Annotated in this window: 11 protein-coding genes; 2 read left to right on the top strand and 9 right to left on the bottom strand. The window is 41.0% G+C overall.

What is annotated here, in order from left to right; all coding sequences use genetic code 11:
- Positions 1-45 precede the first annotated feature (45 nt).
- The 4 genes from KO529_RS17590 to KO529_RS17575 all read right to left on the bottom strand — a co-directional run bounded on the left by KO529_RS17590 (position 46) and on the right by KO529_RS17575 (position 7,366).
- A complete protein-coding gene (locus KO529_RS17590; protein WP_215949180.1) occupies positions 46-993 on the bottom strand; it encodes a DUF5017 domain-containing protein in 948 nt (315 codons plus the stop codon).
- A 25-nt stretch (positions 994-1,018) separates the two neighbouring features.
- A complete protein-coding gene (locus tag KO529_RS17585) occupies positions 1,019-2,620 on the bottom strand; it encodes a RagB/SusD family nutrient uptake outer membrane protein (RefSeq protein WP_215949179.1) in 1,602 nt (533 codons plus the stop codon).
- Positions 2,621-2,646: 26 nt separating this feature from the next.
- A complete protein-coding gene (locus KO529_RS17580) occupies positions 2,647-6,114 on the bottom strand; it encodes a SusC/RagA family TonB-linked outer membrane protein (RefSeq protein ID WP_215949178.1) in 3,468 nt (1,155 codons plus the stop codon).
- A gap of 88 nt (positions 6,115-6,202) precedes the next feature.
- Positions 6,203-7,366: a FecR family protein gene (locus KO529_RS17575; protein ID WP_215949177.1), complete on the bottom strand. Its 1,164-nt coding sequence runs from the start codon at positions 7,364-7,366 to the stop codon at positions 6,203-6,205.
- A 118-nt stretch (positions 7,367-7,484) separates the two neighbouring features.
- On the opposite strand from KO529_RS17575, the gene KO529_RS17570 reads away from it, so the two are divergent.
- Together KO529_RS17570 and KO529_RS17565 are read left to right on the top strand one after the other, a co-directional pair.
- On the top strand, positions 7,485-8,084 hold the full coding sequence (locus KO529_RS17570) for an RNA polymerase sigma factor (RefSeq protein ID WP_215949176.1): 600 nt from the start codon (positions 7,485-7,487) through the stop codon (positions 8,082-8,084).
- A 369-nt stretch (positions 8,085-8,453) separates the two neighbouring features.
- Positions 8,454-9,785: an MBL fold metallo-hydrolase gene (locus KO529_RS17565; protein WP_215949175.1), complete on the top strand. Its 1,332-nt coding sequence runs from the start codon at positions 8,454-8,456 to the stop codon at positions 9,783-9,785.
- 120 nt (positions 9,786-9,905) lie between these two features.
- On the opposite strand, the gene KO529_RS17560 is transcribed toward KO529_RS17565, so the two are convergent.
- The 5 genes from KO529_RS17560 to KO529_RS17540 form a co-directional block, all read right to left on the bottom strand.
- Entirely contained in the window at positions 9,906-12,308 is a 2,403-nt protein-coding gene (locus KO529_RS17560) for a glycoside hydrolase family 95 protein (protein WP_215949174.1), read from the bottom strand.
- Positions 12,309-12,416: 108 nt separating this feature from the next.
- Positions 12,417-14,276, bottom strand: coding sequence for an alpha-1,3-galactosidase-related protein (locus KO529_RS17555; protein WP_215949173.1), 1,860 nt, complete (start codon positions 14,274-14,276; stop codon positions 12,417-12,419).
- Between the two features lie 131 nt (positions 14,277-14,407).
- Entirely contained in the window at positions 14,408-16,585 is a 2,178-nt protein-coding gene (locus KO529_RS17550) for a hypothetical protein (RefSeq protein ID WP_215949172.1), read from the bottom strand.
- A gap of 406 nt (positions 16,586-16,991) precedes the next feature.
- Positions 16,992-18,389 carry a sulfatase family protein gene (locus tag KO529_RS17545; protein WP_215949171.1) on the bottom strand — a complete coding sequence of 466 codons (1,398 nt, stop codon included), beginning with the start codon at positions 18,387-18,389 and terminating at the stop codon, positions 16,992-16,994.
- 367 nt (positions 18,390-18,756) lie between these two features.
- Entirely contained in the window at positions 18,757-20,568 is a 1,812-nt protein-coding gene (locus KO529_RS17540) for a RagB/SusD family nutrient uptake outer membrane protein (protein ID WP_215949170.1), read from the bottom strand.
- Between the last annotated feature and the right edge of the window lie 14 nt (positions 20,569-20,582).

The raw sequence follows: 20,582 nt of genomic DNA, 5'->3' as shown, positions 1-20,582 counted from the left end.
AAAAAGAAGGATCAGCACCTAATGGTGCCGATCCTTCCAAAAGCGTTATTCATCTTCCAAGGGTTGGACTACTACATTTAATTCTTTGACCACGTCCTCCGTCCCATAAACATTGCTTGCCTTGCCAACAAAGGACACCTTATATTCCCCGGCCGTATTGAACTGATATTCATAATCGGTCATTGATGCGGACATGTTCTTAACCAATTTTCCTACGTCTGGAGTAACATGGGTCAAATCAATTGGGCCTGAGATACACCATGCCTCTGCTTCGGTAGCTGTACTGGCGTTGGTAGAACCCGTAATTACAAAATTTGTGGAACTAACCCCCCAATTATAAGAGTTAACAATATTTCTACCAAGCCATCCTGGACTTGTCGTGGTGGAAATCCCATAATTATTAATGGCTGATGTACCATGGTTAGCAATGGTATATGAAGTACTATCTGCTAGATTATTTTTTACCTCAAGGGAAGAAATGGTCCATTTATTTTGAACAGATCCCGGATAAGCTGTATACTTAAAAGCAATATATACCGGTTTATCCGAAAAATCGGACAAATCAATATCCCCAGAACCCTTATTTGAACTATTCGTGGCCCAATCTGCCCGATCGGTAATATTTGACCAGGTGGCCGAAGTGATTCCTTGGGCAACTACTGCACTATCCCTTGTACCCACCATAGCGAGATCTTGTGAAATCAATAATTGAAGAGAAGATTCCTGCGACCCATTGGCCACAGCCGATTTGAAACTTAAAATCGGGGTCCCCTTTTCTGAACTTCGCTCGGAGAATTCATACCTGCTACCTACTTCTCCCGAATAAAAGGTGACAAAGTCGGCATTGCCCGTAAGTTGAAATTGAGCGAGCTCACCTTCCACATAATTGGTTTTTTCAATGGAAACGTCAAGTGTTGGAATTTCTACACTATCATCTTGGCATGCGGTAAGAAAAGCGCTTGCCAGTACTAGAATCGAATATATTTTTTTCATATCTCTTTAGTCTTTAAAATTATAATTACCACCCTGGGTTTTGGGTCAATAATGGGTCAAGCGAAAGTTCCCTTACCGGAATAGGCAGGTAATAATCCCTTTCAGAAATATTTACCCCTGCACGATTAAAAGTAATGTGAGTTACACTGTTCGCATTATTATAATCGACCATTTCTCTCATTTCCTCAACTAAAATGCCCCAACGGATCAGATCCATTCTACGAAAACCTTCAAAACACAATTCTGTATATCGTTCATCCTGAATAATATCTAGAAATTCCTCCTTAGATGTAATATTTTCTATTTCCGAAACTTGGGCCCTATTCCGTACCCGATTTAGATATTGATGCGCTTTGGGTGTTGGGCCATTCAACTCATTTTCGGCCTCGGCGGCCATTAACAACACATCTGAAAAGCGCAACACCGGGTTGTTGGTAGAGTTGTAATTTTTTATTTTATCCACTTCCAATTCATATTCCCTTCTAAATTTACCAATCCGCCTATATAATACCTTATTAGGGTCTTCATAAGTGTCCCCATAAACCTCGGTCCAATACTCCCTTTCCGGAGGATCTGAATTACGAATAAACTGATAATCTGCTATGCACCAATCCCTACGCACATCCTGGTATTCCTCATTGTACTCAAATGCATTAAATAATTTGGGGTGTAATCTGTATCGTGCGCCGGAAAATCCATATTGCGTAAGCTGTTGTGGAATGCCATTATGATTCCCCAAATCTCCAATTTCGGACGACCCAAAGACTCCTGATGCCCCGTCGGTAAAATGACCTATTTCGAAGATACTTTCTTTAGTTTCATACTTATCCTGAATAAGGTTGATAAATACTTGTGCATAATCCGGGTTGAGGTCATGTAACCCAGAGTTGATTACTTTCTCGGCCCAGAATAGGGCATTATCATAATATTCCCTTATTTGTTCTGCAGATTTATCTTTTCGGTTAAGAAATCCGGCCCTATATAAACTTACTCTCGCCAATATTCCCTGCACTGCCGATTTCGTAACTCGCTCAGCATAGGAATAATCAGAAATAGGATTCACCAAGGATTCTGCTTCTACCATTTCGGCATAGATAAAATCATAAACTTCAGAGGCATCGGTACGTGCAAAACTCACATCGTTGGCAGATTCAGTGGGCTCGATTTTTAACGGCACATCACCATAATTTTGAACCAACATAAAGTAATAAAATGCTCGAAGAAATTTTGCCTCGCCAATTGTAACATTCCTTTGACTTTCGTCCATATCCGCACCATTGATATTCTTAAGCAGAATATTAGCCCTTTCAATGCCGGTATACAATTCCTTCCAAATAATACTCACATACCTATCGCTTGCGGAATAATCATATACTGCTATGGAAGGACTTGTACTTCCCCAGAACTGGTCAGTCGCATCAAAGATGGACGAGAGACAATCCCCTCCACCAAATATATAATTGGAACCCATTTTATCGTACACACCATTCAGCGCGTATTCCACCTCTGTTTCATTGCTATAATAGCTAAGAGAAGTGGCATAATCCGTTGGCTCCGTATCTAGTTTGACACAAGAGATCATTAAACCCACAAGGAGTATGTGAATAGAATATATATATTTTTTCATAGTATTAAAACTTAGTTTGATTAACCTTAAAATTTTACATTAATTCCAGTGATTAGTGTTCTCTGTCTTGGATAAGGAGAGAAATCAAAGCCTGGGGTCAAAGCTGAATTCCGTGTAGAAACTTCAGGATCAATACCTGAATATTCGGTCCAAGTAATTAAATTTTGAGCGGAAATGTAGGTCCTGAATGATTGGATCCCCAATTCTTTCAAAAATTGCGAAGGAATGGTATACCCCAATGAAGCAGTCTTCAACCTAAGAAAGGAGCCATCTTCAATAATTCTACTGGAATATAAGGCAGGCTCTCCTTTTGCCCTTGGAATATCAGACGTTTGGTTTTCCTCGGTCCAACGATCTGTATAGCTAGCATATTGGTTTCTACCCGTTAGGAAGGTGCCTTCGAAAAGCACGCGATTGGCATTCATTATTTCATTGCCGTAGGAGAATTGGAAAAAGATACTTAAATCGAGGTTTTTATAGTTGAAGGTATTGTTAAAACCGCCAACGAAATCAGGATTAGGGTTTCCCATAACGGTATAGTCGTTCAAACTAATATTACCATCCCCATCTATATCGGTGTACTTCGCATAACCTGGTAAAATATTGGACCGTGCACTTCCGTTGGCTGGAACCCCCTCCTTTAACACATAGTTTCCGTTGGTCAACTGGTCAAAGTCCTCGTATTGGTAAACCCCTTCATACAAAACACCATAGAACATGGCTACCGGCCCACCTACTTTCGCAATGTAACCTGGATTGCCGTTATATACTGCAGATGTGGTAGAAGTCAATGAGGTTTGGTTCTCAACCAAAGACAATACCTTACTACGGTTAAATGAAATATTAAAATCTGACTTCCAGGTAAAATGTTCACTGTCCAAGTTAACAGTATTTAAAGCCAGTTCAACTCCTTGGTTGGACACGGAACCTATGTTTTTAAAGGCGGTGGTGAACCCGGTAGCGTAAGGCAATTGGGCGTTTAGCAACAGGTCTTTCGTTTCCTTATAATAGTAATCTCCCGTAAAGGAAAGCCTGTTGTCAAAAAACCCAAGGTCAAGACCAAAGTTCAATTGAGCGGTGGACTCCCATTGAAGATCGGCATTGTCCAAGCCAGACACAAAGGTTCCACGACTAGGATTTTCATTTCCAAAGGAATATCCCGTCCAGTTTGCAGTGCCTATTCCCGATAAATAAGCAAAATCACTCACCCGGTTGTTTCCGGTCACCCCATATCCAATCCTGACCTTGGCATTTGAAACAAATTCAAGCGGCTTCATAAAACTCTCTTGGCTCAGGCGATAGGCGAATGCGGCCGAAGGAAAATATCCCCACCGATTATTGGGTGAAAACTTAGACGAACCATCTCCACGGATCGTAGCGGTAAAAATATATTTGGATTTAAAATCGTAATTGAGGCGTGCAAAAAAGGATTGTAACGCCCAGTTGGAAGAGTATGCCCATAACCTGGTAGGGGTACCTACATCTAGACCACTAAGACCCAATTCTTCATCGGTAATTTGAACAGATTCCCCGCCAAACATAGAACTTTTATTCTTTTGTTGTGAATAACCAGCCAAGACGGTCAGTGAATGTGCTTTGTTAAACCTATTTGAATACGTTAGAAGGTTTTCATTGGAGAATGTTGTACTTCGGTAATACTGTTGGTATCCGTTCGGACCACGAGACTGTGGATGACTGGGTCCTCCGTTACGGGTTTTTGAGTTATAGAATGCATTGCTTTGCCTTAAATTGTCACTGGCTCCGCCCGTAACTCTAAATTTCAACCCTTTTATTATACTCCATTCCAGTGAACCATTCCCTAATAAATTCTGGGAAATGGTTTCCCGCAGCACATTTTCAGCTTCGAGTACAGGGTTAACCCGATAATCTGTTGCAGGATTAACTTCTGGATCTGTTAGTTCCTCTTCAAGATCTACTTCAAATCCAGTAGCAACCGGACGATAACTCCAGATACTGTACATTAAGCTGGCGGTGGAAGATCCCCCATTGTTTGTGGCAATGACCCCATAGTTTTTGGTATTGCTGTAATTCACGTTGACCCGAGCTTTCAATTTTCTAGTAATTTCTTGATCCAATGAGATTCTTCCCTGATACCGCTCAAACCCGGTATTTATGAATATCCCCTCTTGCTCCAAATAAGATCCGGACGCATAATACTTTGTTTTTCCGGTTCCTCCGGAAACTGATAAATTATTGCTCTGCATAGAGGCGGTACGCAATACTTTATCATACCAATCAATCTTTTCATAGGTTTTATAATCCTCCAATGTTCTACCCGGTTTTTCCAAATAAACATAAGGTGAATTTACTGGATCAATCTCCAACTGTAAAACAGCAAAATCATATGGATCCATGGTTTCAATCCTTTTGATATCATCTTGCAACCCGTAATACCTGTCAAAATTTATAGTCGGGACCCCTTCTTTACCACTTTTCGTGGTAATCATAATTACACCATTAGCCCCACGCGCCCCATAAATTGCTGTTGCAGAAGCATCCTTTAATATGTCTATGGATTCTATGTCCGAAGGATTGATCGAATTGTTATCATTGTCTTCCAAGGGGAAGCCATCAACAACATATAGCGGAGAATTGTTCTGCGTTAATGAGTTCCCCCCTCTGATCACAATTTCAGGAAGCGTTCCAGGTTGACCATCGCCTGAGATTACCGAAACACCCGCAACTCGCCCAGCCAGAGCATCATCAAAAGATGTGACTGGTGCTTTGGTCATTTCTTCAATCTTTACGCTACCCACACTACCGGTCAAATCACTTTTTTTCACGGTGCCATAACCCACAACGACTACCTCGTCCAGGCTAGAAGCGTTTTCCATTAGTTTTATGGAAATATTTGCTTCACCATTTACAGGTATCTCTTTAGTAGTGAAACCTACATAGGAAATTACCAAAATAGAAGACTCATTGGTTACGGAAATGAAAAAATTTCCATCAAAATCCGCTTGAGTACCATTTGTTGTACCCTTTTCCACAATACTAGCCCCAGGTAAAGGAACACCTTCCTTATCTGTCACAGTACCATTGACCTGATATTGCTTATTTTGAATTAATAATTTGTTTGGACCGCTATTGGAAAAATTAGCCTGTTTTTTCTTAACGACTATAGTGCCGCCTTCCGTAAAATTATACGTAAAACTTATGGGTGACAAGCATTTGTCCAAAAGCGCCCCTGCCTTGATAACCCCCTTTTTTAGGTCGATATTCGGGGCAGTTTTTATAAGGTCATGCCTATAAATAAACTTATAATCAGTTTGTTTATTGATCAGCCGAAATGCTTGTCTTACGCTCAATGTCATATCGGCATCTACAATAATCTCAGCATCTTGGGCCTCACCATTTAGGGGACTGAGTGCAAATGAAATCGCACAAAACAAGAAAATAATGGATTTCATAAAAAAGTGTAAAAGAACTTTGCCCAACGGACAAGGTGGTCGTTTGGTTAATTTAAATTTCATAAATTTGTAATGGTTTAGTTAAACATTGTTTTAATTGATCTACTTGGAAAAAGGCTATTGCTGTAGAAGGTGCTGGCCTTTTCCTTTTTTATTTAATAATAATTGTTTTATCGTTGATTTCAAATTGTAACTGCCCCTCGCTGGTAGCCTCAATAAACATTAGGATATCCTCTACTGCCTCTGTTCTTTCCAGTATCCCCGTAAAGACAAACTTCTTTTGTTTGGCATTCCCAAATACGACCTCGGTATCATACCATCTCGAAAGGACTGTCATTATTTCCTCCAAGGGTTTTTCATTAAAGCTAAACAATCCGTTGACCCATGAGATTTCTTGGGACACATCAATTTCTTCGATATCTATTTTATCACTTTCATAGTTAATTGTGGCCTGTTGGTTGGGTACAAGAGTTTCACTATCTTCTCCATTCTTAATTCTAATTTTCCCCTCAACCAAGGTAGTGGCCATTATCTGGTCATTATTATAGGCCCTAATATTAAATTCAGTACCCAACACATCTATTTCTTGAGTTTTTGTAAGCACATGAAATGCAGCCCCCTTGTGGGAGGTACTTGGCGAAACCTTAAAATAGGCCTCGCCATATAGTAGTTCCACCTTGCGGGTAGAACCGTCCTTAAATGTTACCGGATATTTTAATTTGGTTTCAGAATTTAACCAAACTTCCGTACCATCGGATAACTGGACAAAGAACTGACCTCCCCTTGGTATAGTCAAGTAATTATAAGACTGTTCTTTTTCGACAACATCAGTTTGCCCTTTTTCGGCATATACCAATTCTTCCCCATTGCTACTGACTTTTCCTGTTTGAAATTTTTTCCCTTTTTCCAGGGCCACTTCATCACCATTTTCCAAGGTAAGAATAGCCTTATCGGTACCTGCAACAATTAAATGGGGTCGTTCCTCACCTACTGGGCCATCTGCCCCGTCGGTGTTATACAACAGGTAAAAGGCCATACTCAACATCAGCAGTACAGAAGCGGCCACGGCAATTCTCTTATATATGTTTATCCTTTTTATGCGCTTGCTCTTTTTTAGCCTTGCTTTAATAGACTTTTTGGCATTGTCAAGATTGAATTCTGTCATAGAAAGTTTACTTAGGTATTGGGTTTTAACAAAACTATTAAAGACTTGTCCGCACTCGTCATTCTTAAGTAGGTCTTCCAATTTTTCCAACTCTGAAAGATTTGCTTCTTTATTTAAAAACTTAACGATTAATTTTTCTAATTCAGCCATTTAATATTCAATAATTCCTTCCTAATACGTTTCATTTTTTAATACCCCTCTATTTTTTTATGATTTTTTTTAGATATTCACTATTATTGCCAACTGATATTAAGAATTACTTATTTTAATGGACAATAAGAAAAACTTGTTTTTGGCCCAAAGATTAATTTCAGGCGACCCAAAAGCCTATGATTTATTGATGGAATTTTATTACCAGAATTTGTGTGCTTATGCCCAATCACTGTGTCAAGACCATGCCTTGGCCGAGGATATTGTTCAAAACGTATTTGTTAAGATGTGGGATAAGAGAAAAAAAATTAATCCAGACTTATCCATCAAGAGTTATTTATATAAATCGGTCTATAATGAGTTTATTGATCAATACAGAAAAAATAAACCCGTGATATATCTGGAGAAAAAATATTATGAGGCCATTGATTTGGTAGTTGACATAGAGCCGGAAGAACTGGACAACTTAATAAAATTAATGAATATTGAGATCGAGAATTTGCCTTCAAAATGCAAGGAAATATTTTTAATGAACAAAAAGGAAGGCCTTACTCATACTGAAATCTCCGAATATCTTAATATCTCCACAAAAACTGTGGAAGGCCATATTACACGGGCCTTTAAAATCCTTACCGAAAAATTGGGCACAAAAATGGAAGCTGTACTTTTTTTACTCTTTGGTTTTAACAAAAAAAAGGGACAGACGTCCTTAAGATAATGTAATTTAATTTTACCTAGCTGTTAGATGGATTGTTGAACTATTCTGGTTTCACCATTATTAAAGTTGCGATTATTCCATTTTTCGATTCCCCCAAATTCTTCAATGGGAAACAAAAAGTTATTCCATAAATTTCTTGGTTTAACAATACTATGAAATTGGCGTTGGAGGCTTTCCTTGTAAAGCCTCCCTCAAGGCCCAAAGAGCCAGCCCAGCGTACGAGTCAATCCTTTTCCCTCGCAATTTTGACTTCAACTTAAATTCGCTCACACATTTTTTCCTTTAGACGCAATACTTATATTGATAGAGCCCGTGTAGCCGAATATTTTTTTACATATTGTCTTGTTATTCCTTTAAACAAAATTGACTATGAAAGTTAAACAGTTTAAATACGACCCCTTAGCACATTATTCCTATGCCCTAATCAGTGATGGGGAAATGGCAATCATAGATCCAGAGCGCAATCCTTTCCAGTATTACGCTTTTGCCAAGACCAATAAAGCCAAAATCATTGCGGTCATTGAGACCCATCCACATGCCGATTTTGTGAGTTCGCATTGGCAAATTCACCAAGAAACCGGGGCAACCATCTACAACAGTAAAAAATTGGGAGCGGATTATCCGCATAAACCCTTTGATGAAGGGGACTCCATTAAAATTGGACAAACAGCCCTTAGTGCCATCAACACCCCCGGCCATTCGCCGGACAGTATTACCATAGTTGCGAAAGAAGGAAAGGGAACCATATTGTTTACAGGCGACACCTTGCTTATTGGCGATGTAGGCCGACCTGACCTTCGTGAAAAAGCCGGCAATATGAAGTCCAAACGCCAAGAAATGGCCGAATCCGTGTACCATACCGTACAGCATAAGTTCAAAAATTTGCCCGATGAGGCCATCATTTACCCTGCCCATGGTGCCGGTTCGCTATGTGGAAAGAGCCAATCCGATGCCAGCAGCAGCACCTTGGGGAATGAGCGTAGGGACAATTGGGCATTTAAGAAACAGACACAAGAACAATTTATAAACGAGTTGCTAGATAGCCAGCCCTTTATTCCTTCTTATTTTGGGTACAACGTGGACGTGAACAGGCAGGGCGCGGCAATGCTTCGTACTGCTATTGCTGAAGTACCCTTTAAACTGAATACCTCCGTTGAAGGATTGATTGTGGATGTGCGCCAGGAATCCGCTTTTAAAAAAGGACACCTAAAAGGAAGCATCAACATTCAGGCTTCCTCTGAAGACGCTCCCTTTGAAACTTGGTTGGGTGCCATCATAAAACCAGAGGAAAAATTCAGCTTGGCCATAGACGTTCCAAATGATTTGGAAACAGTCTTGCAACGAGTGGCAAAAATTGGATATGAAAAGCAACTCCAAATGGTATTGACCCTTCCCAAAGAAAACCTGGTTAAAACACCTCTATTGGATCTTCAGGATTTTAAAAACAATCCCGACCACTATACCATCGTAGACATTCGCAACGAGAGCGAGGTGGCCGAGGGCAAAATCTTTAACAGTGCATTGACCCATCCTTTGAACCAATTGCGGGAAACAGCAGCCAAAATCCCCTCCAACAAACCCATTGTGGTGCACTGTGGCGGCGGTTATCGTAGTGCGGCAGGAAGTAGCATTCTAGAAAGCCAATTAAATGGTGCTACCGTTTTTGATCTGAGCGATGATGTGACCCAGTTTAAGGATTGATGATAAAAAAGAGCTCCCTGGCATTAATAACTTACGGGGTTTGGAGGTTAGTATCCAACAGAAAAGGAACAATAGTTTCCCATTGTTCCTTTTGCTACCAACTCACATCAGCTTTTTTAATTAGTTGGGATTGTCCATTACAAACTTGAAAATTTCATTTTCCTTTAACTGTATGGTTTTTTTCAATGTACCGTATGAAACAGTAATTTCTTGTTCCTCAGGTGCCAGGATATTGGCATAAATTAGTTGTCCATTTTCCCATTTCATATCTACGGTTATGTCTCCCCTTGCCTTAAGCCCATTTACACTGCCCGTTGGCCAGGCTTTAGGTAAGGCCGGTAATAACTCTATGGCTCCGGCATGACTTTGTAAAAGCATTTCTGCTACTCCTGCGGTGGTTCCAAAATTAGCGTCCATTTGAAAAGGCGGATGCAGTCCAAATAAATTAGCAGCAGTACTTTTGCTGAGGACGGTTTCCAAACTACTCTTGGCTTTATCACCATTGCCCAAACGCGCGTATTGGTTAATGAGCCAGGCTGCACTCCATCCCGTACCTCCCCCACCATTGGCAATTCTATAATCCAAGGATTTCCCAGCGGCTGCTGCAAGATCGGGAGTCTCTATCCTACTGATTTGATTTCCAGGGTGAAGGGCAAATAGGTGTGAAATGTGCCTATGCCCCGGTTCTACTTCCTCAAATTCCTCTGCCCATTCCATTAAACGGCCATCACTGCCTATTTTTGGTCCTAAAAGGGAATTCCTTGCTTGGCTTACCTTTTGTACATAGGAGTCGCTTATTCCAAGTTCTTTGGAAGAATTAAGAAAATCGGTAAAAAGTTGCCAGATTACTTGTTGATCATGGGCAGGTCCCATGCTGATCTGACTTCGACTGCCATCTGGCGCGATAAAGGTATTTTCAGGGGAAACTGCAGGTCCGGATACCAACTTCCCTGTTTTGGGATCTTCTACCAACCAGTCCATATAGAATTCAACCGAGCCTTTTAAAACAGGATACATCCGTTTTAAAAAATCCTTGTCCTTTGAAAAATTATAATGCTCTGCAATATGGGTACTTAACCATGCACCGCCACCAGCATGCATTCCCCAAGAGGCGCTTTCCCCAGGAGAAGTATAGCCCCAAACATTGGTGATGGGGTGAAGCACCCACCCACTATTGTGATATTGTACCTCAGCAGTCCTTTCGCCCGAAGGCACCAAGGAGGTTATTAAATTGAACAATGGCATGTGCAATTCCGATAGATTAGTAGTCTCTGCCAACCAATAGTTCATCTGTACATTTATATCGGTATGGTAGTCGCCATTCCATGGAGTTTGAATTTTATTGGCCCAAATCCCCTGCAAATTGGCGGGTAGCGTACCTGGTCTGGAAGAGGAGATCAAAAGGTATCGCCCGTACTGAAACATTAATTCCTCCAAGTGTGGGTCGTTTTTGGTCTCCTTATACCTTTCCAATCTGGTTCCTGTAGGCATTGGAGTTATAGGGTCTGGAGTAATATCCAAACTTACTCGCTTAAAGTAGTTTTGATATTCCTGGGTATGATCTAATAATAGCTGATCAAAAGATTTGGCCAAGGCCTTATTTATATTGGCTTCAGTAATATTTATATAATCCCGGCCATTATAATTTGGCGGGTCTAAAACATAATCTGTTGAGGCTGATAAATATAGAGTGACTTCATCCGCATTTTCAACTACCAGTCTATCACCTACATATTGCAAAGCACCTTTTTTATTGGCGCCTTTTAGTCGGGTCATATATTGCAATCCATCTTGTCCCTTACCGTTGGGCAATGCCCCTGACATGATCAACTGCTCATCTTCAGAATAAGTTTTAAAATTCTCAGGCCGGTCCATAGTAGCATTGAAGGAAATTTGACCTGGTTTATCCGCTGTAAATCGAACTATCATAACCTGATCGGGATAGCTGGTAAAGATTTCCCTTTTGTAATTCACCCCATTTTGGGTATAGCTTATGCGTACTATGGCATCATCAAGATCCAACTCCCTATGGTAGTTTTCATATGGCTCTTTTTGTCCATTATCTATCCAAAGGTCTCCCAAGGTTTGAAAGCATCCAAAAGGAACTTCGGCCCCATTCCCATGCCCAGAGCCCTCTCCTTTGCAGATCTGTGTACTATTGGTAAGTTCGGTAGCTTCTTTGTAATTGCCATTGAACAATAGCTCTCGAATTTTTGCCTGAGCGGCAAATGCCTCTGGATTATCATTATCATCCGGACTACCGGACCACATACTTTCTTCATTCAATTGGATTCGCTCCAAATTAACATCTCCAAACACCATTGCCCCAAAGGATCCGTTGCCCAAGGGGAGCGCCTTTAGCCATTCCGCATCGTCTTTCCAACCATTTGGATTGTCCTTCACAGTTGCCAAGGCCGGTTCATCATACCATATTTTCAGGGGTTCCCGCGGCGATTCCTTTTTTTCGGTGCTGCATGATGTGATCAATAATAAAATACTAAGTATTACAGTGGTATGCTTCATTACTGGGATTGTTATTGAATATTTTGGTTTAATATATTGTAAATTCTTGGGTTTGTTCTTTCGGTTCTTTGTCGTTATTTAAAGTACATTCCGCTTTAAAACAGAAGTCTATTTTGTAATAAGTTGCAATTTGTTTTTGGCATCATACTTTATTTGTGACCTTTTCATACCCTTGGTCTGGATCATAGTTTCCATTCCATTGGTATCCATAACATTCGACCGAATACTAACATCCTCACAGTGTTCCAAAAAAAACATGGGCTGAGTACTAATAGGAAAAATATCCTGGTCTCCTTTCAGCACCTTGTTGCGTTCAAAAGTAATATTCTTCGTGGCTCTAGCAAACAATAATGGGGGGCCAAAAAGCGTGAACTCATTATCTACAATACTAATATTGGAATGAACATATTGATTCTTTACAAAACTATGGGTCTCCGGCATAATGGCAATGGGATAGGTATTGGGAAAGGAATTGTAACCACATTCAATAAATTTATTATTACTGATCGTAAGGTCCTTTACCGCTCCCGATTCATACCACGAATTACAGTCGTTGGCAATAAGAATAGCATGCATGCCGGTTCTAAAAAAAGTATTACCCTCTATCACTACCTTTTTTCGGGTTGTAACTAGAAGTCCTCGTGTATTGGTATGTTCAAATCTATTGTTCCTCACTACTAATTCAGGGGTTTTGGTGAGGTTTTCCACACAATGCTTCTCTTTCAATTCCTTTGGCACCGAGCGGTCCAATTGCAGTTCCAGCTCCCTATCCGACAGTTTTGTCACCTTTTTTACCACTGCATTTTCATATACCAAAAGATTCTCATTGTCCACATAGCCAATGGAATCCCCTGCTTCAAAGGCCATCAAGTTCCATGTCTGGTGGTGCATAAACCGCACTTTTATCCTATCCCCTTCGTGGCCGACCACTCGCAAATGGGTCCCATGAACATTTACGGGGTCGTCATGAGATCCTGAAAAAAGACTGTTTTCTATGGAAATTTTACCATAGCAACCGGAAAAATGAAGAAAATCGGCAAAACCGGCAATAATCCTTCCTGTTTCGGACCTAGGTTTCGCTCTAAGACCATTTACGGAAATGTTCTTCGAAAATTGGCTTACCATCCCCAAACCATGCATGTAATGAAAGCCTATGTTCTCAAAGGTTAAATTCTCTGAAAAATGATTGAGTACGCCCAAACAATCGCGGTAGGTATCCCGCATCGTTAAAACATCACCCTTTGCTAATCCCACATTAGTGAAATCTCCTCGGAATTGAATTTGGCCATTCCCAAGGTCCGTAGCAACGGCATTTTCAAAAGCCGGGTTCCTAAAATAATACATTGCTTCCTGGTCTGGGTCAAATTTGATAGTATGTAATTTCCCTGATTTCCAGCCCTCGCCATACCACACCACTTTTTGATCGATAACTGAATAGCGAGAATCTCGATGAACTTTCACCAAGGCAAAATCATCTGTCACCTCCAATATCGTGAATTCGGACATGGAAGGCCGCTCATAATCGAAACCTATATTTTTTACCGTAATATTCCGGCTATTAATATTCGCCAGATGTACCATTTTACCATGGCTCATGATGATAGTTTCAAGCCCTTCCAAGGTAATGTTACTCATATTCTCCAATAGAATACCCACATTTTTAACCTTGCTCAGAGAGTCGGACTCGGTAGCATTGGAAACATAAAGCTCCCTTTTGGCAGCTTCGGCAGGCCATAGGTCGATACGCCCTTTTGGAAATCGCACTACGGCAGATTCATATTTCGCGGCATCGGCCAAAGCTCGGGTAATTGCCGGTACTGCATCCTGAAAGGAATTGGCCCTAACCCCATAATCCTTGAGGTCTATTATCTGTTGGGCACTTAAAACACTGGTAAAACAGAGCATTAAGAAAATAAAACTGAATCGCATAAAATTTAATAATTGAGTATTGGCAGATTTTATATTCATAAACTGCAATGATAAGATTTTACTCCAAATATAGTAAGCCTCCCTTAGGCGGTATCATCGAAATTTCGAATTTTGTGATTTCAGGGGTATATAATTTTACTTTTTTTACATCAAACGCCAAGGCCTTTAAATCAATGTGCTATTCCCGGCAACATTTGTTGCCAAACTTCTTCAATTTCGGTTCCTACTGTAGATTTCTTAGTCTTCTCCCAATAGCTCGTATTTTCAAGTTTTAGTGCCAAAGTTGTAGTGATAAAGCTCTGTGTCCATCCTGTTAGGGTTCCCCAAGCACCCCAGCCATGGTCGGCATTGGAACCATAATATTCCCAATCTTCGAAATCGAAGGCACGAAACCAACAGCCATCCAGATCTGCCCTTCCAGTAGAGGTGCTTTGAATACGAACCAGAAAATCTGCCAGTTTGTCGATAGCTGTCAGATATCTTTGTTCCTGTGTTGCCTGTGCAGCTTCGTTCAGAGCAAAAAACGCAAAGTTTGTGGTATAGAGCATATCTGCCACTGGGTCTCCATTAATATGAATTACGGGAGCTTCAGCATGCCCATAGCTTTCGTTGGACTTTGGCGCACCGTATCTTCCATTATCACCAATTCCCAATTCTTCCCTAAATGCCCCAGAGTCTACCTGATGTTCCAATAGATCATCGCATATTAAATGGAGCCAATCCCTGTGTTGTTTTGTATCTTCGGCTCGCACCAGCCACGCAAGTGGCAGAATCATCCGAGCACGTTCCTGTTGGAGCCCATTGGTCCATAACCAATTTGCTGGGTAGTTTTCCATAGTAATGGAAATAGCTCTCTTGGCTTTGTCCAACAAAGGTGTGTAGCCTGTCTTATCGTACAACCAGAGATAGGTGGCCCAAATCCATGACTCGTAGTGTGGGGCAATATTTTCCAGATCCCTTTCCATGAGTACCTGCCAAGTGGTTTGGTCTATATCTTTACCATTTAACGCTCCTTTTCGAAACCCTTTATAGCCAGAGGTCCGGAAATTGGCCAGAATCAGTTCCAATATCTGCTTGTCCCATTTGGGATTCATCATCGTCTGTGCCGCCAGTACCGAACCAAGGATCACACGGGCATTGTCATCACCATAATATCGATGTTTATTCGTATCAGCCCATCCTATCAGTCCATAGGAAGATTGCTTTGGATCTATACTACTGATAGTTTTGAAGGTTTCCGAATTATATACAAAATCCATTAGGTTGGTGGCGGTTTCCAAATATTTAGAATTTTGTTTTATCCCGTTCGCGGTTGCCAAAGTCATTGCGGTCTCGGCTACACAATCGGCACGGAGCCAATATCGGTATTGTTGGCTCCCATCGGGGTTAATATAGGAGTAGTGGCCTTCCATAACACCCAATGAACCATCTCCCGAAGGCAGTGATAGATCCATTGGAGGGCCGACAGGTAATTTTAAAGTATCGATACTGCGCCACTGATCTTTCCATTCCGGATGAATGAGAAACCTGGCCTTATCGTACCACTCCGCACCGCGATCTACCGCGGTGCGATAGTCATCCAAGGAAATAGCTGTCGAAGCATCGAAGGTTGGCCGTACTATGGGTTCCCATTGTATAGCTTTTTCTTTAATATCTATACCCAAGTGGGACAGGATTCCTCCTATAGCGTTCCGCCATGCATTATGGGGAGAATACCGACTTTTGTTGAAATCGCTCAACTTGGTGGTCGATACCAACACATCCCCATCTTCAAATAAAATGGGGGAATTTGGGGTGTTTTCAAGACCATAAACGGCTGTTTTAAACCCCGCTACCTTGGCTCCGTTCAGGTGGGAGGCCCTTGCAGGCACATTTACATATTTATAAAGACCTGCATCCAAGATCATTAACGGTTTAAGATGCTCTCCAAAAAAGTCAGAAGTGACCACCAATCGTTCTTTTTCGGTAGATTTTATTTCTCCCGTAGCTTCGGTCGACAAACGGTCTGGAAACTCTACATAGACCTTCAGCTTCTTTTCCTTGGCCTTTTTATAGAAACTCGCGGGTAGTACGGTCTTTTGATCGGGATAGTTTTTAGCGAAAATCAATAGTCTCTGACCATTTAAAGTACCATCTAGAGCTTTATCAATATTTTCATAACGCTTTACCTCATATTCGCTGGACAATAGTAATTGGTACAAATTATTATCTTCATCACAATAAATATTTATAGTATTATTTTGTAAAGGATTAACTATCGAAGTATTGTTATCGGCTGATATTGCCTTGCATGACATTGTTAAAATATTTAAAGCCATAACAGCCAGTAGTCCTAATTTTGCACTCATAACCTATTACTATTTTTAAATCACTTAATTAGTCTATTCCGCCCCAATATACTTCTAAATTGATGTTTTGTACACTGAATCCTTAAACTTGATGGCCTTGACAAATTCTTAAAGCATTGCGCCTGCCCAAACAGAGCAAAGTCCATTATCTTCCGTTTTAGTTAAGCATGCCGTCCTCCCTGCTATAGTACATTTATTTTCACGCTTGTATTCTTGAAATTTAGTCTTTTACAAATAGATGGAAATCATTGTTTTTGAAAACACCTAAAATGATGGCAACTAGTAGCAGTTGGCTGTAATATTATGGTTATACAACAAAAAAGGAACAGTGGTTTCCCTTTGTTCCTTTTAAAATAAATTAACTTGTACTATTATGAGACCAGCTAAAATTAAATAAGAAAATTAGCTACTGCTTCATTTCTGACCGCACCGATTTTATCCAGGAATTATGTAACTGTAACAATTCGTTCATCTTCTTTGGATCGGACTTGGCCAAATTTTTCTTTTCACCAATGTCATTTTCCAGATTCACCAAGTATAATTTTTCCAAATCGATTTTCTTCCCTTCAACAACAGGTTCTTTTACATTGCCAATAAGTTTCCATGAACCTTTGCGAACAGCCCATTGGGCCGTTTTATCGTCATAACTCCCCAATTGCCAGTGCACTACCTCATGACCTGATTCCTTTTTATTATCCAGAATAATGGGCATAAGACTTTTTCCATCCAAATTATCGGGAACTTTGGACTTGGTCAATTCCGCGATAGTAGTAAACCAATCCATCTCCATACTCAACTGATCGCGAACTTCATTTGCAGGAATAATTCCCGGATAACGGATTATGGCCGGCACACGGATACCCCCTTCGAACAAACTGAATTTACTTCCCCTATACGGACCGGCATTACCACCTCCCCAAAATGCCCTTTCCTCCAAGGAATGCCCGTGATCTGATTGAAAAATAACAATGGTGTTATCCGCTATACCCATCTCGTCCAGATAATCCAGAACATTCCCAATTTTCTCATCCGTGTTGGACACAAAAGCAGCATATTCCTTTCTGGGCGTTGGAAGATCCTTGTAATAGTCCAACCACTTTGTAGTTCCTTGGTAGGGATAATGCGGCGCATTAAACGCCCAATAAATAAAAAACGGCTTATCCTGTGTATGGTTGATAACCTGTTTGACCTCTTCCACCATTAAATCGGAAAAATGCTGGCCATCATAATATACCTCCTCTGAATTTCTATACAGGTCGTGCTTGTTGGGCCCGTCCCAATAAAAGGTATGGGAATAATTATCAATGCAGCCTCGCTGATGTCCAAAAAAATAATCGAACCCCTGTCCGTTGGGCAAATTCTGTTCCCTATGTCCCAGGTGCCACTTACCAATCAGGGCCGTATAATAGCCATTGGGCTTAAGCATCTCCGCCATAGTGATCTGCTCCGTAGGCAATCCATGTTCACCACTTCTTTGTGCACGTTCAGGTATAGGGACATTTCCCTCCAGCCCAGCCCGCAAATTGGTCTTCCCGGTCATAAGGGCGGCACGTGATGGTGAACATACCGGTGCACCAGCATAGAATTGGGTAAACCTTACACCTTCCTTCGCCAACCTATCCATATTTGGGGTATGCAGGTCGGTTGCCCCATAACTATTCAAATCTATGGAGCCCTGGTCATCGGTCAAAATTACAATGACGTTGGGTCTGCTTTTCACTGGAATTTGGGAAAAAACTCCTTGGTGAAAAATTAAAAAAAGCAATGCCAATTCAATGCCTATTAATTTTTTAAATACGCTCATTTGGTTTATTTAAAATTTAGTGGTGTATAAAGATTGTAAAAAATAAATAAACTCGTACCATGAAATGAAGATTTGTTAATGTGCTCAATACCAAATCATATATTTATGGAATTATGTGTGATACAAAAGATGGAGAACGGTTTTCCTGATTCCCTTTCGCAAATAATTCACACTAACATACCAAACCTAAGGACACCAATAATAACACCTACATCACCCATGAAAGTATGATAGTGGAAAGTTGCGGTTAAACTTTGGGAAATTGGGATTATAGATTGATGAAAATAAAAAAGGCCCCCAATAACTGGGAGCCCCTTGTACAAAACTAACTTAAATGTAAAAATTGTCTTTCTATTGCTTACAAAATCTAATATCCAGGATTTTGATCAATATTTGGATTTTGATCTATTACATCCTGTGGAATGGGACTCATATACTGTCTAGCCTCAAACTTGGCCGTATATTTCACCTCTTCCTCTACACTGTAGACCCAAATCCCTGAGTTATCGGCGGGGCTTGAATTCCTAATCACCATATTGTGCCTTGGTACTCCCATGGTCTCCTCTTGCTGCATCCATCGTTTGTTATCAAAATATCTTTTGTTCTCAAAACAAAGTTCCACCCTACGTTCCTTATGGATAGCTTCTCTCATATCATCCTTGCTAAGTCCTGCAGGAAGTTCAGGAAGATCCGAACGATCCCTAACCCTATTAATGGCATCGTAAACAGATTGGTCCGGCCCTACAGCTTCGTTCTGTGCCTCGGCATAGTTCAATAAAACTTCTGCGTACCTATAGAAAACGTCGTTTTGACCACTGGCATCGTTTCCAGGAGCCGCATCGGGGTTCAAACGTTTCTTTTGGTAGTAGCCGGAATCCCCAACATCGGTCTTACCAGCAAGGTCTATCTGGTTGGTCTTATCCGGATTGGCGTAGGTCTCGTCGATACGTGTATAGATAATATCCTCTGTGGGCATCCAATCCAATTTATAAGTAGCCCCATCATAAACGATGAAATCATAGAAGCGTTTTTCCCTGTTTACATAAGGGTTTTGAGGGTCATAACCAGAGGCTGGGTCAGTAATGGGCAAGCCATTGGCCATGGCAAACTGATCTACCAGTTCTTGGGTAGGGTTATAATTTCCCCAGGTCATATAATTACCCAACACATAGGTAGGTCCTCCCCGTCTTTCATAATTGGACCCCATACCCCCTACATTGGCCACTATTTGCCTGTCCCAAATAATTTCTTCATTGTATTCATTAGAAGCCCTCCATAGATTTGGAAGATCTCCGAACAGATCATAGGTACCATCATACAGGTCCATAAACTTTTTGTTAGTCGCTGCCGCCGTCGCCCAACGACCGGCATCGGCCGTGGCAAAATGCACAAAATTTCCAGGATCTGAAAGATAACCCGCCCCACTATTGAACAAAGGACTCGCGGCAAACAGTTCCAACCATCCTTTTAGCGCAAGAGCAGCACCCAAAGTGGCACGACCTGCATCATTATTTCCATTGTTATACTTAATTGCCAAACTGCCATCATCAACAATATCACCAAGCTCTCCAGTAATAAAATTAAAGGTTTCTTCAAATGTTGACCTAGGAACAAGGAGTTCGTCCTCGCTCATGGTATTACGATCCAATGGCACGGTGATAATGGGAAGGCCACCCACATGCATGAAATATTCACTGTAAAAGAAAGCGCGTAGAAATCTAAGTTCGGCCACCCGTTGTCCGTAGTACTCTTCCGAATAATTTTCCTTGTTCTCCTCCAATTTTTGGAGTCCGGTATTACATTTTCTCAATTTTACGAAAAAGTTACTCCAGGTATACCCATTGGTCGGACCATAAGTACCGCCCCATGGACTATCATTACTAGAGGATGGTGCCTGGCAAATACCCTGCCTCCAGTTTGAGGCCGTATAGTAGTGACTTATATTATAGTCATCCGTATAGTAATCCAATTGCTCGGCCAGGTTGCAAATCCTAGGTATTTCACTGTAAACGTCATTTATAAAGATATCCGCATTGGCCTCTGAGGACCATTGGGTGGCATCGGTAAGTTTGGATTTATTCTCGTTTTCCAGAAAATCCTCCGTATCACATGAAACGGCACCCAACAAAAGCGATGCACAGATTCCAATGGTACTGATCTTATATATTAATCCTTTCATGGTTTTTATGATTT

The sequence above is a fragment of the Arenibacter algicola genome (assembly GCF_018860365.1).
GTDB lineage: Bacteria > Bacteroidota > Bacteroidia > Flavobacteriales > Flavobacteriaceae > Arenibacter > Arenibacter algicola_B.
This window is presented reverse-complemented; position numbering and strand designations above follow the sequence as displayed.

Excerpts from the sequence above, each read along its gene's own strand:
- KO529_RS17590 (WP_215949180.1), bottom strand. The coding sequence starts at position 993 with ATGAAAAAAATATATTCGATTCTAGTACTGGCAAGCGCTTTTCTTACC.
- KO529_RS17585 (WP_215949179.1), bottom strand. The coding sequence starts at position 2,620 with ATGAAAAAATATATATATTCTATTCACATACTCCTTGTGGGTTTAATG.
- KO529_RS17580 (WP_215949178.1), bottom strand. The coding sequence starts at position 6,114 with ATGAAATTTAAATTAACCAAACGACCACCTTGTCCGTTGGGCAAAGTT.
- KO529_RS17575 (WP_215949177.1), bottom strand. The coding sequence starts at position 7,366 with ATGGCTGAATTAGAAAAATTAATCGTTAAGTTTTTAAATAAAGAAGCA.
- KO529_RS17570 (WP_215949176.1), top strand. The coding sequence starts at position 7,485 with ATGGACAATAAGAAAAACTTGTTTTTGGCCCAAAGATTAATTTCAGGC.
- KO529_RS17565 (WP_215949175.1), top strand. The coding sequence starts at position 8,454 with ATGAAAGTTAAACAGTTTAAATACGACCCCTTAGCACATTATTCCTAT.
- KO529_RS17560 (WP_215949174.1), bottom strand. The coding sequence starts at position 12,308 with ATGAAGCATACCACTGTAATACTTAGTATTTTATTATTGATCACATCA.
- KO529_RS17555 (WP_215949173.1), bottom strand. The coding sequence starts at position 14,276 with ATGAATATAAAATCTGCCAATACTCAATTATTAAATTTTATGCGATTC.
- KO529_RS17550 (WP_215949172.1), bottom strand. The coding sequence starts at position 16,585 with ATGAGTGCAAAATTAGGACTACTGGCTGTTATGGCTTTAAATATTTTA.
- KO529_RS17545 (WP_215949171.1), bottom strand. The coding sequence starts at position 18,389 with ATGAGCGTATTTAAAAAATTAATAGGCATTGAATTGGCATTGCTTTTT.
- KO529_RS17540 (WP_215949170.1), bottom strand. The coding sequence starts at position 20,568 with ATGAAAGGATTAATATATAAGATCAGTACCATTGGAATCTGTGCATCG.